The following is a 14,163-nucleotide window of genomic DNA, read 5'->3' as shown; positions in this document are numbered from 1 at the left end:
GCCATGGCCACGGCTCCCGAGAACCTGCGCATCACCTACACGACCACCGCCGATCAGATGGAGGAGGTCCACCAGTACTTCGACGAGGCCCTCGAGAAGATCCGGGGCGAGTTCGGCAAGACCCACCCCCTCGTCATCGGGGGCGAGGAGGTCACCGCCGACGCCGAGCCCAACACGGACGTCTCGCCCATCGACACCAGCATCGTGCTGGGCAAGTTCCAGAACGGCCAGCTCGAGCACGTCGACATGGCGGTGAAGGCCGCCCGCGCCGCCCAGAAGGCCTGGGCCGCCCGCCCCTGGCAGGAGCGCGTCGCCATCCTGCGCGAGGCCGCCAAGGTCGTGCGCAAGCGCAAGTTCGAGCTCGCCGCCATCATGAGCATCGAGGTCGGCAAGAACCGCCTCGAGGCCCTCGGCGACGCCGAGGAGTCCGCCGATCTCATCGACTACTACGCGCAGCAGGTCGAGGACGCCAAGGGCTGGGTCCGCGACATGAACAAGCTGACGCCGATCGAGACCAACACCGACGTGCTGCGCCCCTACGGCGTCTTCGCCTGCGTCGCCCCCTTCAACTTCCCGGCGGCCCTCTCCTTCGGCATGTCCTCGGCGGCGCTGGTGACCGGCAACGCGGTCATCTACAAGCCCGCCACCGACACCCCCTGGACCGGCCTGAAGGTCTTCGAGTGCTACCGCGACGCGGGCGTGCCCCCGGGCGTGATCAACTTCCTCACCGGCCGCGGCTCGGTGATGGGTGATCCCCTGGTCTTCCACCCGGGCGTGGACGGCGTCGTCTTCACCGGCTCCAAGGCCGTCGGCCTCCACATCTTCCACGGCATGAGCCAGAAGTGGATCAAGCCCTGCCTGCTCGAGCTGGGCGGCAAGAACCCGGCGATCATCATGCCCTCGGCCGACCTCGACATGGCCGCCATGGGCGTCATGAAGTCCGCCTGGGGCCTGCAGAACCAGAAGTGCAGCGCCTGCTCGCGCGTCTACGTGCACAAGGACGTGGCCGACGCCTTCGTCGAAAAGCTGCTGAAGCTCACCCGGGAGATCACCATCGGTGACGTCACCCAGAAGGACGTCTACTTCGGCCCGGTGATCAGCGAGGGCGCCATCCGGACCTGGCAGGGCGCGGTCGACCAGGCGAAGAAGGAGGGCGAGATCCTCCACGGCGGCGAGCGCCTGACCGAGGGCGACCTCGCCAAGGGCCGCTTCGTGGCCCCCACCATCGCCCGGGCCCCCCTGGAGAGCACCCTCTTCATGGAGGAGTTCTTCACGCCCTTCCTCGCCATCGGCGTGGTCGACTCCCTCGACCAGGCCCTCGAGGAGAGCAACCGCGCCGAGTACGGCCTCACCGCCGGCTTCTACAGCGCCGACAAGGCGGAGATCGCGCGCTTCTTCGACGAGATCGAGTCCGGCGTGACCTACGTGAACAAGCGCACCGGCGCGACCACCGGCGCCTGGCCGGGCGCCCAGCCCTTCTGTGGCTGGAAGGGCTCCGGCAGCACCGGCAAGGGCGGCTGCGGCCCGTACTACACCCTGCAGTTCATGCGAGAGCAGAGCCGCACCCTCGTCGAGGAGTGAGCGAGAGATGACGACCCGCGACTACCCCAAGATCATCACCGAGCTGCCGGGCCCCAAGGGCAAACCCATCGTCGCCAAGGACGCCGAGTTCGCCTCCACCAGCTACATCAAGTGCTATCCCCTCGTCGTCTCTCACGGCCAGGGCGCCATGCTCGAGGACGTCGATGGGAATCGCTTCCTCGACTTCATGGCGGGCATCGCGGTGGCCTCGACCGGCTACGCCCACCCGAAGGTGGTCGAGGCGGTGCGAGAGGTCGCGGGTCGCTTCTTCTCGATGTGCTCCACGGACTTCTACTACCCGGAGATGTCCGATCTCTGTGAGCGGCTCGCGAAGTCGGCGCCGGGCCCGGAGAAGAAGCGGGTCTTCCTCACCAACTCGGGGACCGAGGCCGTCGAGGGGGCGATCAAGCTGGTGCGCAACTCGCGGCGCCGGGGCGGCCTCATCGCCTTCCGGGGCGCCTTCCACGGCCGCAGCATGGGCGCCATCAGCCTCACCGCCAGCAAGGCCAAGCAGCGCGCCGGCTTCGGCCCCTTCCTCCCGGGCGTCTACCACGTGCCCTACCCCGACCCCTACCGGGACCTGCCGACCAAGAAGACCGGCGTCGACTACATCCGCGAGGTCATCTTCGAGAGCGTCGTCTCACCCGACGACATCGCGGCGATCTTCCTCGAGCCGATGCTGGGCGAGGGCGGCTACGTCATCCCGCCGAAGTCCTTCCTCGAGGACCTGCGGGCGCTCTGCGACGAGACCGGCATCCTCCTGGTCTTCGACGAGATCCAGACCGGCGCCGGCCGCACCGGCCACATGTGGGCCGCGGACTACTACGGCGTCGCCCCGGACGTGCTCCTCTCGGCCAAGGGGCTGGGCTCGGGCATCTCCATCGGCGCCATCGTGGCCCGGGGGTCGATCATGAAGTGGGCGCCCGGCTCTCACGGCTCCACCTTCGGTGGCAGCCCGGTGGGCTGCGCCGCGGCCCTGGCCACCCTCGACCTGATCGAGGGCGGCCTGCTCGAGAACGCCCGGGTGATGGGAGAGAAGCTGAAGGCCGGCATGGAGAAGCTGATGGAGAAGCACGCCGTCATCGGCGACGTGCGGGGCGTCGGCCTCTTCATCGGCGTCGAGTTCGTGAAGGATCGCGAGAGCAAGGAGCCCCACTCCCAGCTCACCGAGGACCTGATGCAGCTGGCCTTCAGGAAGGGCCTGCTGCTCCTCTCCTGCGGCAACAGCACCATCCGGCTCGCCCCGCCGCTGGTGATCGACGACTACGACGTCGAGACCGGCCTCGCCATCCTCGACGAGTGCCTGACCGAGCTGACCGCCTGAGCTACTCGCCCAGGAAGCGCTTCACCAGCTCCCGGATCTCGTCGGGATCCAGGGGCTTGGTGAGCAGCGCGTTCTTCTGCTTCTCGTCCAGGTCGCCGATGCCCCGGGCCGCCTCGGGATCGCTGGTGATCAGGATGACCGGCAGCTCCTCGAAGCCGGGGATGTCCCGGGCCTGATTGCAGAACTCGATGCCGCTCATCCCTGGCATGTTGATGTCCGAGATGACCAGGTCCGGCTGGTAGACCACGAGGTTCTGGATCGCATCGACGCCCGACTCGGCCTCGAGGTAGCGGTAGTCCGCGCCCTCGAGGTAGGCCCCGAGCAGCGCGCGGATCGTCCGCATGTCGTCCACGATCAGGATCTTCTTCTGCTCGGCCACGTGCTCGCCCCTCTTGGAGTTCCCGGCAGGTGTTTCGCCTCGTTCTGCCACGTCTCGGGGCAGGAGCGCCACCCCGACCCGGGGGCCTCAGGCCGGGAGCGCCGTGGAGCGGGAGAGGAACTCCTCGACGAGCTCGCGGAGCTGCACCGGATCGGGGGGCCTGGTGAGCAGGGCGCTGGTCTTGGTCGGATCGGACATCCTTGGCTCCTGCTGGCGCGGCCCCCCGGGGTCACGAGCATAGCCTGGGCCGAACAGGTTCAGGCGCAAGCCGGAATGCGAGCGTGGTCGAAAAGGCAAATGATCTCGCGGACCTGGAACCATCTCCGCCCTACCGGTATAGGTAGGCGCATGGCGGAGCAGCAGAGCGGGCCCCGGCCCCGGATCGCGATGCAGCGCGGGGACGCGATCTTCCTCGCGACCTTCCTCCTCCTCTCCGCGGTGGGCTTCCTCGTCCCCGCCCTCCGGGAGGAGCGCTTCGCCGGGGTGGCCCTCTTCGGCTGGTGGATGGCCGGCCTGATGGTGCTGGTTCCCCTCGTCGCGGTCGTCCGCTCCCTGCGCGAGCGGCGCCCGCGCCCCGACGGGGAGGACGAGGCATGACCCTGGAGGCCCTCCTCGTCGTCCTCTACCTCCTGGGCTGCATCGCCATCGGCCTCTGGGCGGCCCGCCGCAGCCTCTCCTCGGCCGACGACCTCTGGGTGGCCGGGCGGAAGATCGGAGTCTGGGCCAACGCGCTGGCCATCATGGCGGCGCTGGCCAGCGGCGGCTCGATCATCGGGGTGATGGGCCTGGCCTACAAGGGCGGCATCCCCTACGCGCTCTCCCTCTTCGCCGGCGCGGTGCTGGGTTTCCCTCTGGCGGCCATCCTGGTCGCCGCCCCCCTGCGGCGCCTGGGGAAGTTCACCCTGAGTGACTTCTTCGTCTTCCGCTACCCCCACCCGGCGGTGCGCACCTTCGTGCCGCTGCTGATCCTGCTCTCCTTCAGCGTCTACATCGTGGCGCAGATGAAGGCGGCCGGGATCACCGCCGAGGTGCTCCTGGGCCTGGAGTACAAGACCGCCGTCACCATCGCCACCGTCGTCTTCGTCGCCTACGTCTCGGTGGGCGGCATGCTGGCGGTGACCTGGACCGACATCGTGCAGGGCGTGCTGATGCTCGGGGTCATCCTGATCACCGCCGGCGCGCTCCTCGTCTCGCGGGGCTCCCCCCTGACCCTCCTCACGGAGGCCACCACCGCGGCCCCCGCCCTGGGCACGATGCTCGACAAGCCCCTGGCGAGCCTGGTGGGCATCTTCGTCCTCTGGGCAGCCGCGATCCCGGTGACGCCCCACATCGTCATGCGGGTGCTCTCCGCGAAGGACGCCGCCGGCGCCAGGCTCTCCCTCAACCTGGCGATGATCTTCTACAGCGTGATGATCCTCGCCGCGGTGCTGGTCATCGTGCCGGTGGGCAAGAGCCTCTTCCCCGAGCTGGCGGACGCGGACCGGGTCTTCCTCTCGGTGATGGAGGGGCACTTCCCGGCCCTCCTGCGGGGCCTGGCGGTCGCCGCGGTGCTGGCCGCCGTGATGTCCACCACCGACGCCCTGCTGCTGGCCTGCAGCGCCGCGGTCACCCACGACCTCCTCGGCGAGCGCCTGGCCCGGGCGAGCGAGGGCACGCGCAAGGCCGTCACCCTGGCGGTGCCCTGGATCATCGGCCTCGTCGCGATGTTCCTCGCCTACTCGCCGCCGAAGCTGATCACCATCTTCTACTCGCTGGCCATCGGCCTGCTCGCCGCCGGGCTCTTCGTCCCCCTGGTCGCGGGGCTCTGGTGGCGCCGGGCCACGACCCTCGGCGGCCTCCTCTCCATGATCTCGGGCGCCGGCGTCTACGCAGGGGTCGAGCTCTCCAAGGCCCTGCCCACCTTCTCCGGCGCCCTCCTCGGCCTCGGCGCCAGCGCGCTCGTCATGGTCGTCGCCTCGCTGCTCACGCCGCCTCCCGACGAGGCGCTGGTCGAGCGCCTCACCGAGCTGCACCAGCCCTGAGGGCCGGCAGGGGGAGCCGATGGACTACCGCGACCACCAGCGAGGCGTGCCCGCCGACTACTTCTGGTTCCGGGCCAAGCGCGATCTCATCGCCTCGCTCTTCCGCCGCCACACCCCCGCCCGGGACCTCTCGATCCTGAACGTGGGCGCCGGGGTGGGCGAGGACCTCGAGGTCATCCGCCGTCACGGGCGGGTCCAGATCCTCGACGCCTCTCCGGAGGCCGTCGCGCTGGTACCCGAGGCCCTGGTCGAGGCCAAGCAGGTCGGCGACGTCTGCGCCCTGCCCTTCGCCGACGCCACCTTCGACGTGGTCACCGCCTTCGATCTGCTCGAGCACGTCGAGGACGACCACGTCGCCCTGGCCGAGATCCGCCGGGTGCTGCGGCCGGGCGGCGCGCTCCTCCTGACCGTGCCGGCCCACGCCTTCCTCTACGGCGCCCATGACCGGGCGCTGGGCCACCACCGGCGCTACTCCCGGGCGACCCTCCAGCGCCTCCTCTCCGGGCTCGAGCTGGAGCGGCTCGGCTACTGGACCTGCACCCTCTTCCTTCCGCTGGCGGCCCACCGCTGGCTCGACCGGGGCCGCGACCGCTCCTCGCTGAGCTACTTCGAGCTCGACCCCCGCCTCGACCGCCTCTTCTACCGGCTGATGGCCCTGGAGATGACGCTCCTGCGCTGGGGCGCTCCCCTGCCGATGGGGACCTCGCTCTTCGCGGTGGCCCGCCGGACCGCCTGAAGGCGCGCGGCCCCCAGGTGGCGCCTTCCCCGGAGGGGTTTTGACTTCCGGGGTGAGCCCATGCGCGACCCCCACCTCATCGGCCGCCGGCAGGCGCTGCGAAGGCTCGGCGCCCTCGCCGCGGCCGCGGCCCTCCCGGCCTGCCAGAGCCGGGTCCGTCCACGTGAGGAGAAGCCGATGACGACCGCCCGGATGCCCGCCCTCTTCCTGCCCCACGGCGGCGGCCCCTGGCCCTTCGTGAACGATCCCCTGGGACCTCCCGGCACCTGGGACCGGATGGCGGCCTACCTGAAGGGTCTCGGGGCCCTCCCCCGGACGCCCCCGCGCGCCATCCTCGTGATCTCGGCCCACTGGGAGGAGAGCGTGGCGACCCTGCAGAGCTCGCCCCGGCCGCCGATGCTCTACGACTACTTCGACTTCCCGCCGGAGGCCTACGAGGTGCAGTGGCCCGCGCCCGGCGCGCCGGAGGTCGTCACCGAGGTCAGCGAGCTCCTCGCGGCGGCGGGCATCGCCGCCGGCGCCGACCCGAAGCGCGGCTTCGATCACGGCACCTACGTGCCGCTCAAGCTGGCCTACCCCGGGGCCGAGGTGCCCACCCTCCAGCTCTCCCTGGTGCGGGGCCTCGACCCCCGTCAGCACCTCGCCCTCGGGCGAGCCCTCGAGCCGCTCCGCGAGCGGGGCATCCTGCTGGTGGGCAGCGGCATGAGCTACCACAACCTGCAGGGCCTCCTCGTCGCCCTCCAGGGGGGGCCGGCGCCCGCCGGGCCGGCCGCCGCCTTCGACGACTGGCTCGAGGCCGCGGTGCGCCGCGACGCCGACGGACGGGACACCGCCCTGGTCGAGTGGGAGCGCGCGCCCCACGCCCGGCACTGCCATCCCCGGGAGGAGCACCTGCTGCCCCTCCACGTCATCGCCGGCGCCGCCGGGGAGGACGCGGCCAGCCTGCCCTACCGGGACGAGATCCTCGGCATCCGCCTCTCCGCGGTGCACTTCGGCTAGGGCTCTTCGTCCTCGACCTTCTCCCGGCGCTGGATCGCCTCGACCAGGGCGGCGACCCGCCCGGCGCTCTCGGTGGCGAACGCCACGGATTGACCCTGCTCATCCACCGTGACCGCGATCTGCTCTGCCGAGCGGGCGGAGGCGCCGGCGCTGATGGCCAGCTCCGTGAGGGCCTCGACGATGGCCTGCGAGGAGGTCTCCTGCTCGAACATCGCGGAGACGGTGTCGGTGGCGAGCCGCTCGCCGGTGTGGATCGCCTGGCGGACCCGTTCCACCGAGGCACCGATGAGCTCGAAGTCCGCCTCGATCGTGCGGTTCAGATCTCCGATCCGGCGCGCCGCCTGGCCGGTGAGCTCGGCGCTCTCGCGGACCCGATCCGCCACCAGGCCGAAGGAGCGACCGTACTCGCCGGCGCGGGCGGACTCGAGGGTGGCGTTGAGGGCCAGGATGTCGGTCCTCTCGGCCAGCCCCTGCATCGTCTCGACGATCTCGTCGATGCCCTCGAGGCGCCGGTTGAGAGCCTGGAAGACCCGCACCGCCTCCTCGAGGAGCCGGCTCGCTTCGGAGGTGGCTCCCTGGGCGTCCCGGGCGCGCTGCGCCAGCTCGCGGGTCGAGGTGGCGACGATCTCGGCCGAGCCCCGGCCCCGCATGAGGAAGGCCGCCTGGGTCTCGGCCCCCCGGGAGAGCTCGCGGGTCCGCACCCTCACCTCGGTGGTGGACTCCAGGAGCTGCTCCATGCTGGAGGCCAGGCTGTCGGCGACTGGCCCCAGCTCCTGCTCGGCGTGGTCGAGGACCTGGGCGTGGACCTCCAGGGCGGCGCCCAGGTGCTTGGCCGAGAGCCAGGAGAGCAGGGCCACCAGCCAGAAGACCACCACCGGCACCCCCACCGCGAGGATGCGCAGGTTGGGGTCCGTCGGCGGGAGGGAGGGAGAGAAGAGGCCCCCGAGCTCGAGGAGGCCGAGGGTCACCTGGACGACGCTGGCCAGGGCGGCCGCGAGGAAGGCGTGACGCTGGCCCAGGAGCAGCCCGGCCATGAGCACCGGCCAGACGAAGATCGTCGGGCTCTGACCCGAGAAGCCCCCCATGGACATCATCGAGCCGGTGACCGCCACCAGCGCGCTCGAGAGCAACACCCAGGCCCCCGCCCGCTCCCGGCCCGCGCCCAGCAACCAGAGGGCGATCCCCCCGCCGAGCGCGCCGACCAGGGGCGGCAGGAGGTTGATGGCGCCGAAGTCCAGATCGTGGAGGACCAGCCCCAGCACCCCGAACCCGAAGCCCAGGGAGGCCACCACCTGCCCCAGAGCGAAGAGGGTCTGGGTGCGGCGATCGAAGATTCCGCGTTCGATCATCGTGGGGCGTCTTTCGGGCTGATGCCGGCACCCCCCGGGCACCGGCTCTTGTTGGGTCGACCCCCCCCGCTCACATTGTCGCCCCCACGATCCCATCGGGCAAGCCGGGGTCTCCGGTGTAGGATGCCGGCCCATGGCTCACCAGTACGTCTACTCGATGATGCGCGTCGGCAAGGTCGTGCCGCCGAAGCGCGAGATCCTCCGGGACATCTCCCTCTCCTTCTTCCCCGGCGCCAAGATCGGCGTCCTCGGCCTCAACGGCTCGGGGAAGAGCTCCCTGCTGAAGATCATGGCGGGGGTGGACGCAGAGTACAACGGCGAGGCCATGCCCATGCCCGGCATCCGGGTGGGCTTCCTGCCCCAGGAGCCGGACCTCGACCCCTCCAAGGACGTGCGGGGCAACGTCGAGGAGGGGCTCTCGGCGATCACCGAGGCCCAGGCCGCCCTCGACGCGGTCTACGCCGCCTACGGGGAGCCCGACGCCGACTTCGACAAGCTGGCCGCGGAGCAGGCCCGCCTCGAGGCGATCATCGGGGCCGCCGGGGCCCACGACACCGACCGCATCCTCGACATCGCCTCGGACGCCCTGCGCCTGCCGCCCTGGGACACCGACGTCACCGTGCTCTCCGGCGGCGAGCGGCGGCGGGTGGCGCTCTGCCGGCTGCTGCTCTCGAAGCCGGACATGCTGCTGCTCGACGAGCCGACCAACCACCTCGACGCCGAGTCGGTGGCCTGGCTCGAGCGCTTCCTGGCCGAGTTCCCGGGCACGGTGGTGGCGGTCACCCACGACCGCTACTTCCTCGACAACGTCGCCGGCTGGATCCTCGAGCTGGACCGCGGCCACGGCATCCCCTGGAAGGGCAACTACTCCTCCTGGCTGGAGCAGAAGGAGGCGCGCCTGGCGACCGAACAGAAGCAGCAGGACGCCCGGCGCAAGGCCATCCAGGCCGAGCTGGAGTGGGTGCGCCAGAACCCCAAGGGGCGGCGCGCGAAGAGCAAGGCCCGCCTCTCGAACTTCGAAGAGCTCTCGAGCGGGGACTTCCAGAGCCGCAACGAGACCCGGCAGCTCTACATCCCGCCGGGTCCCCGGCTGGGTGATCTGGTGGTGGAGGCCGCGGGCCTGACGAAGGGCTTCGGTGACCGCCTGCTCATCGACGGCCTCGACTTCAAGCTGCCGCCGGGCGGGATCGTCGGCATCATCGGCCCCAACGGCGCGGGCAAGACCACCCTCTTCCGGATGCTCGCGGGCACCGAGAAGCCCGACGGCGGCGAGCTGAAGATCGGCCCCACCGTCGAGATCGCCTACGTCGACCAGAGCCGGGACAGCCTCGACGACAGCAAGCAGGTCTGGGAGGAGATCTCGAACGGCGAGGAGGAGATCAAGGTGGGCGGCTACACCACCCCGGCTCGCGCCTACGTCGGCCGCTTCAACTTCCGCGGCACCGACCAGCAGAAGAGGGTCGGCGACCTCTCGGGCGGCGAGCGCAACCGGGTGCACCTGGCGAAGGTGCTCAAGCAGGGCGGCAACCTCCTGCTCCTCGACGAGCCCACCAACGACCTGGACGTCGAGACCCTCCGGGCCCTCGAGGACGCCCTGCTGGCCTTCCCGGGCTGCGCGGTGGTCATCAGCCACGATCGCTGGTTCCTCGACCGGATCGCGACCCACATCCTGGCCTTCGAGGGCGACTCGAAGGTGGTCTGGTTCCAGGGCAACTACGCCGACTACGAGGAGGACCGCCGGCGCCGCCTCGGAGCGGAGGCCGACCAGCCCCACCGCATCAAGTACCGGCCCCTGCAGCGCTAAACCAGAGATCATGATTCCCGAACAGCGGATGGCGCCGCGGACGTGCCCGGATGCAAGGAAGGGTGAGGGAGCCTAGCCTTAGCTAGGTGACCGAGGCCTGACGCCGCAGGCGGGTGCGGCCTGCAAGCCAGGCGTGATCGGGAATCGTGATTTCTGGTTTAGATCCGGGTCAGCCGCCGCCGCTTCCGGGGTCGAGCTCGCCGCCGAGCTCGCGGATCAGCGGAGCCAGCGAGCGGGTCGCCGCGCCGCCCACCGCCCAGCGCACGCCTGCGCAGGCGCGGGCGGAGGCGGCCAGGAAGGCGGCCGGATCCGCTCGCTGCACGTCCGGGGTCATCGAGAGCCCGACGAGCTCGGGCTGCAGCCGCCGCACCGCCTCCCCCAGGGCCTCGGCCGGGGTGTCGGCGCCCAGGAGGAGGGTCCGGTAGCCCTGCTGGGTGAGGCGCAGGGCCGCGCCCTGGAGCGGCAGCACGTGACGCTCCCCCTCCACACAGGCGAGCAGCGCCTTGCCGGTGGGCTCGAGGGGCTGCACGCTGCCGAGCAGCCGGGTGATGAGCCGATCGACCACCACCGAGGCCAGGTGCTCCTGGGCGACGCCGAGCTCGCCCCGGTGCCAGCCCTCCCCCACCCGCACCATCAGCGGCACCAGGACCTCCTCGAAGAGGCGGGCCGCGGGGAGGCTCCCCTCCACCCGGAGCAGGATCTGCTCGAGGCGGCGGGGCCGGAACTCCAGGATCGCCTCGTAGGCCCCCTGGAGGAGCGGCGCCCGATCGACCGGGCTTGGCCGTCACCACCACCGGCTCGCTCGCCGCGGGGGCCTCCCGGATCCGTCGCGCCGCCTCCGAGGCCGGCGTCCCCGCCTCGATAACGACAGCATGGGCAACGTGTTCCTCGCCGCCCAGCTGAACGACGGCACCGTGGCGCGGATCGACGCCAACTAGACCCTGTTCCTCCCCGCGGGGGGCGGCGGTGGAGACCTCCCCGGAGGCTCTGCTGTCGCCCCCCTTCTCTTTTGGAGCGCAAACCGATGACGACCCCGCACCCGGACGCTGGTCCCTCCCGGACGGAGGGCTATCGTGAAGCCATGGCCCCTCCCCTCCGCCGAACCCTCCGCCGCTGGCTCCTGCCGGGCCTGGGCCTCGGCACCCTGGCCCTCGTGGCCTTCGCCTTCGCCTCCACCGGCTGCGGCGCGGCCTTCGGCGCCCGGGCGACCGGCCCCCGGCTGGCGAGGATGGAGGCCTCCCCGAACTTCGGAGAGGGCACCTTCCTGAACGTCGCCCTCTCCGAGCCTCGCCCCCACCAGCCCTGGAAGGCCCTGGGGCGGATCTTCGACGACAACCTCCGCTCCCCGGCGAAGCCCCTCCCTCGCGCCCGGCCCAGCGCGTCCGAGCTCGCCGCGCCCCCCGCGTCCGGGCTGCGGGTCACCTGGATGGGACACTCCTCGGTCCTCCTCTCCCTCGATGGAGCCCAGATCCTCTTCGACCCGGTCTGGAGCGAGCGGGTCTCGCCGGTCGCCTGGGCCGGCCCGAAGCGCTTCCAGGCGCCGCCGATCCCGCTGACCGACCTGCCGCAGCTGCAGGCCGTGGTGATCTCCCACGACCACTACGACCACCTCGATCAGCCCACGATCGAGGCGCTGCAGACGCGCACCGAGCGCTTCGTCGTCCCCCTGGGCATCGGCGCCCACCTCGAGCGCTGGGGCGTCCCCTCCTCGAAGATCGTCGAGCTCGACTGGTGGCAGGAGAGCGACCTCGGGGCCGTGACGCTCGTCTGCACCCCGGCGCATCACTTCTCCGGCCGCTCGCTCACCGACCGCAACAGCACCCTCTGGGCCTCCTGGGTGGTGCGGGGGCCGGAGCACCGGGTCTACTTCGGCGGCGACTCGGGGATGTTCCCGGGCTACGCCGAGATCGGCGAGCGCGAGGGGCCCTTCGATCTCACCCTCCTGCCCATCGGGGCCTACGACGAGGCCTGGGCGGAGATGCACCTGAACCCGGAGGAGGCCCTGCAGGCCCACCGCCAGCTGAGGGGCGAGGTGATGCTCCCCATCCACTGGGCCTCCTTCCCGCTCGCCCTCCACGACTGGCACGAGCCGGGTGACCGGCTGCTGATCGCGGCGGCGGAGACCGGCTCGCTGATCCTCACGCCGGTGCAGGGCCGCCCGGTGGAGCTGCGCGAGGGCGCGCCGCCCCTCTTCCCGGCCTGGTGGCGGGCCCGCGGCCCGCTGCGCGTGGCCGGGCTCGACTAGCAGCGGACGGCGAGGTCGTAGCTGGCCCCCACGGTGACCGTGAAGAAGTGGAGCCAGTTCTTCAGGTAGCCATCCCCCGCACCGTCGGGGGTGCCGGTGCCCACCGAGCCCCCACCGAGGTAGCGCAGGTTGAGGAAGAGGACCGGCCCCTCCTCGAGGACGACCCCACCCCGCACGCTCGCGTCGAGGATGGCGCCCACGACCTCGTTGTCGCTGCCGTTGATGTAGCTGATGGGCGCGTAGAAGCCGTCGGCCTCGGCCCCGACGAAGAAGCTGCGGCCGAGGGGCCGGCGCCAGCGTCCCTTGAGGATGGGGACGGGTCCGAGGTCGCGGTTGGTGCGGGTCAGGGCGCCGTCGAGGCTCTCGAAGTTGATGGTGGCGTTGCGCAGCTGCAGCGAGATGCCGAAGGCGAGCTCCCGCTCGGCGCCCGGCGCGAAGTCGTAGAGCCAGCTCGCCCGCCAGAAGGGGAAGCCGTAGACGAAGCGCACCGGGGTCCCGGCGGCGAAGGTCGCCTCCTGGATCACCAGATCCCGGGGGAGGACGTTGACGGTCTCGATGCGCAGCGGCTGGTAGAGGAAGACCAGCCGGTGGCGGGCGTTCAGGCCCAGCTCGAGGGAGAGGCGGCTCACCGGGAAGAGCACCTCCTGGCCCCCCTCGGCCTTGTAGTCGATGAGGGTGCCCGCGCTGTCGAGCTGGATCTCGTGGGAGAGCACCCCGAGGTAGCCGAGCTCGGCGGCCGCCCGGACGCTCAGGCCCTCGTCCTCTTCTCCGGCGGCGGCCGCGGCGGAAGGCGCCAGGAGGGTGAGCACCAGCAGGGAGAGAAGGGACAGGTCTGGGGTCTTCATCGGTGTCCTTTCGGGATCGGGCCTCGGGTCGGGATCCCCGCCCGACCCGAACATGGATGCCCGGAGGCCTCGCCGCAAGCCAGCGCTCCCGCTCAGCGCAGCGCCTGCCAGACCAGCCCCAGGCCGTAGGAGGCGGCGTTCGCCAGCAGGGCGGCGGCGGCCGCCCGCCGCAGGGAGCGCCGGCCGGTGAGGAGATGGAAGACGAGGATCTCGAGCACCACCACCAGCACCTCCCCGCTCATCACCGCCCGGCCGTACCCCGGGATCAGCGGGACCCAGACGTACCAGAGCAGCGGGTGGGTCAGGGCGCTGCCGGCGGCCCCGGCGAGGGCGGCCCGCGCGCGCCCGCAGCCCTCCGGCGCCAGCCCGGCGTAGATCGGCACCTCGATCAGGAGGGTCAGGGCGAAGGCCTGCGCCCAGAGCCCGATCGGAGGCAGCTCGGTCATGCCCGCCCCGAAAGGGGCCTAGGAGGCTGCCTTCCGCCGCGAGCGGCGCAGGAGGAGCGCCCCGAAGATCGCGAGCAGCCCGGTGAAGATCACCGGCTTCCGGGCGCCGCCGCTGCTGGCGCAGCCGCCTTCGTAGTCGGGATCCGGGCGGCAGTAGATGTCGCCCACGGCGCCCGTGCACTCGTAGACCCACTCCGACCCCAGCGCCTCGCACTCGGCGGTGGTGGCGCAGGCGACGCACTCCGTCCGCTTGTCGGAGCGATCGTCGATGGTGCAGCTGGGGCCGGGCCCGATGTCCGCCAGGGCCGGGGACGCCAGGGACGCGGTGAGGAGCGAGACCACGAGGGCGGCGAGAAGGTAGCGCATGGCTTTCCTTTCGGTGGGAGCGAGCAGCCTCGATGCTACCGAAGCCCGTGCGTCCGCACTACCCTGGA

The 14,163-nt window shown here is 71.4% G+C and carries 14 protein-coding genes and 1 pseudogene; 8 read left to right on the top strand and 7 right to left on the bottom strand.

Translation table 11 applies throughout. The annotated features are described in order from the left end of the window. The first annotated feature begins 3 nt into the window (after positions 1–3). Positions 4–1,581, top strand: coding sequence for an aldehyde dehydrogenase family protein (locus P1V51_08200; GenBank protein MDF1563011.1), 1,578 nt, complete (start codon positions 4–6; stop codon positions 1,579–1,581). Between the two features lie 7 nt (positions 1,582–1,588). Next, a complete protein-coding gene (locus tag P1V51_08195; protein MDF1563010.1) occupies positions 1,589–2,905 on the top strand; it encodes an acetyl ornithine aminotransferase family protein in 1,317 nt (438 codons plus the stop codon). Between the two features lies 1 nt (position 2,906). Here P1V51_08195 and P1V51_08190 read toward each other — a convergent pair whose 3' ends face one another. Continuing rightward, positions 2,907–3,284 (bottom strand): response regulator, encoded by a 378-nt coding sequence (locus tag P1V51_08190; GenBank protein ID MDF1563009.1) that lies wholly within the window; start codon positions 3,282–3,284, stop codon positions 2,907–2,909. 348 nt (positions 3,285–3,632) lie between these two features. On the opposite strand from P1V51_08190, the gene P1V51_08185 reads away from it, so the two are divergent. From P1V51_08185 to P1V51_08170, 4 genes are read left to right on the top strand one after another with little or no spacing between them, the layout of a single operon-like run. Beyond that, on the top strand, positions 3,633–3,881 hold the full coding sequence (locus P1V51_08185; GenBank protein MDF1563008.1) for a hypothetical protein: 249 nt from the start codon (positions 3,633–3,635) through the stop codon (positions 3,879–3,881). Beyond that, on the top strand, positions 3,878–5,305 hold the full coding sequence (locus P1V51_08180; protein MDF1563007.1) for a sodium:solute symporter family protein: 1,428 nt from the start codon (positions 3,878–3,880) through the stop codon (positions 5,303–5,305). The genes P1V51_08185 and P1V51_08180 overlap by 4 nt, the downstream gene beginning before the upstream one ends. A gap of 19 nt (positions 5,306–5,324) precedes the next feature. Next, entirely contained in the window at positions 5,325–6,041 is a 717-nt protein-coding gene (locus P1V51_08175; GenBank protein MDF1563006.1) for a class I SAM-dependent methyltransferase, read from the top strand. A gap of 60 nt (positions 6,042–6,101) precedes the next feature. Beyond that, positions 6,102–7,040: a class III extradiol ring-cleavage dioxygenase gene (locus P1V51_08170; protein ID MDF1563005.1), complete on the top strand. Its 939-nt coding sequence runs from the start codon at positions 6,102–6,104 to the stop codon at positions 7,038–7,040. Here the strand turns inward: P1V51_08170 and P1V51_08165 are convergent. Next, the gene (locus P1V51_08165; protein MDF1563004.1) at positions 7,037–8,389 is read right to left on the bottom strand and encodes a methyl-accepting chemotaxis protein; all 1,353 of its coding nucleotides are present in this window, start codon (positions 8,387–8,389) and stop codon (positions 7,037–7,039) included. The two genes, P1V51_08170 and P1V51_08165, sit on opposite strands and share 4 nt — an antisense overlap. A 133-nt stretch (positions 8,390–8,522) precedes the next feature. On the opposite strand from P1V51_08165, the gene ettA reads away from it, so the two are divergent. Then, the gene (gene ettA / locus P1V51_08160; protein ID MDF1563003.1) at positions 8,523–10,193 is read left to right on the top strand and encodes an energy-dependent translational throttle protein EttA; all 1,671 of its coding nucleotides are present in this window, start codon (positions 8,523–8,525) and stop codon (positions 10,191–10,193) included. Positions 10,194–10,362: 169 nt separating this feature from the next. On the opposite strand, the gene P1V51_08155 is transcribed toward ettA, so the two are convergent. Together P1V51_08155 and P1V51_08150 are read right to left on the bottom strand one after the other, a co-directional pair. Next, on the bottom strand, positions 10,363–10,722 hold the full coding sequence (locus tag P1V51_08155; protein ID MDF1563002.1) for a cobalamin-dependent protein: 360 nt from the start codon (positions 10,720–10,722) through the stop codon (positions 10,363–10,365). Between the two features lie 21 nt (positions 10,723–10,743). Beyond that, positions 10,744–10,932 (bottom strand): annotated as a pseudogene (locus P1V51_08150) (B12-binding domain-containing protein). Positions 10,933–11,274: 342 nt separating this feature from the next. Between P1V51_08150 and P1V51_08145 the strand changes: the two are divergent. Further along, positions 11,275–12,438: an MBL fold metallo-hydrolase gene (locus P1V51_08145; GenBank protein ID MDF1563001.1), complete on the top strand. Its 1,164-nt coding sequence runs from the start codon at positions 11,275–11,277 to the stop codon at positions 12,436–12,438. Here the strand turns inward: P1V51_08145 and P1V51_08140 are convergent. From P1V51_08140 to P1V51_08130, 3 genes are all read right to left on the bottom strand, one after another. Then, the gene (locus P1V51_08140; protein MDF1563000.1) at positions 12,435–13,283 is read right to left on the bottom strand and encodes a hypothetical protein; all 849 of its coding nucleotides are present in this window, start codon (positions 13,281–13,283) and stop codon (positions 12,435–12,437) included. The genes P1V51_08145 and P1V51_08140 overlap by 4 nt on opposite strands. 92 nt (positions 13,284–13,375) lie before the next feature. Then, positions 13,376–13,729, bottom strand: coding sequence for a hypothetical protein (locus tag P1V51_08135; GenBank protein ID MDF1562999.1), 354 nt, complete (start codon positions 13,727–13,729; stop codon positions 13,376–13,378). 18 nt (positions 13,730–13,747) lie between these two features. Continuing rightward, positions 13,748–14,095, bottom strand: coding sequence for a hypothetical protein (locus P1V51_08130; GenBank protein ID MDF1562998.1), 348 nt, complete (start codon positions 14,093–14,095; stop codon positions 13,748–13,750). Positions 14,096–14,163 lie beyond the last annotated feature (68 nt).

The sequence above is a fragment of the Deltaproteobacteria bacterium genome (assembly GCA_029210625.1).
In the GTDB taxonomy this organism is placed as follows: Bacteria; Myxococcota; Myxococcia; order SLRQ01; family SLRQ01; genus JARGFU01.
The sequence above is the reverse complement of the archived record's forward strand: the minus strand, read 5'-3'. Positions and strand labels throughout refer to the sequence as shown.

What these genes read in the sequence shown, in the direction of transcription:
- P1V51_08200 (MDF1563011.1), top strand. Translation starts at nt 4, where the DNA reads ATGGCCACGGCTCCCGAGAACCTGCGCATCACCTACACGACCACCGCC.
- P1V51_08195 (MDF1563010.1), top strand. Translation starts at nt 1,589, where the DNA reads ATGACGACCCGCGACTACCCCAAGATCATCACCGAGCTGCCGGGCCCC.
- P1V51_08185 (MDF1563008.1), top strand. Translation starts at nt 3,633, where the DNA reads ATGGCGGAGCAGCAGAGCGGGCCCCGGCCCCGGATCGCGATGCAGCGC.
- P1V51_08180 (MDF1563007.1), top strand. Translation starts at nt 3,878, where the DNA reads ATGACCCTGGAGGCCCTCCTCGTCGTCCTCTACCTCCTGGGCTGCATC.
- P1V51_08175 (MDF1563006.1), top strand. Translation starts at nt 5,325, where the DNA reads ATGGACTACCGCGACCACCAGCGAGGCGTGCCCGCCGACTACTTCTGG.
- P1V51_08170 (MDF1563005.1), top strand. Translation starts at nt 6,102, where the DNA reads ATGCGCGACCCCCACCTCATCGGCCGCCGGCAGGCGCTGCGAAGGCTC.
- P1V51_08165 (MDF1563004.1), bottom strand. Translation starts at nt 8,389, where the DNA reads ATGATCGAACGCGGAATCTTCGATCGCCGCACCCAGACCCTCTTCGCT.
- ettA (MDF1563003.1), top strand. Translation starts at nt 8,523, where the DNA reads ATGGCTCACCAGTACGTCTACTCGATGATGCGCGTCGGCAAGGTCGTG.
- P1V51_08145 (MDF1563001.1), top strand. Translation starts at nt 11,275, where the DNA reads ATGGCCCCTCCCCTCCGCCGAACCCTCCGCCGCTGGCTCCTGCCGGGC.
- P1V51_08140 (MDF1563000.1), bottom strand. Translation starts at nt 13,283, where the DNA reads ATGAAGACCCCAGACCTGTCCCTTCTCTCCCTGCTGGTGCTCACCCTC.
- P1V51_08135 (MDF1562999.1), bottom strand. Translation starts at nt 13,729, where the DNA reads ATGACCGAGCTGCCTCCGATCGGGCTCTGGGCGCAGGCCTTCGCCCTG.
- P1V51_08130 (MDF1562998.1), bottom strand. Translation starts at nt 14,095, where the DNA reads ATGCGCTACCTTCTCGCCGCCCTCGTGGTCTCGCTCCTCACCGCGTCC.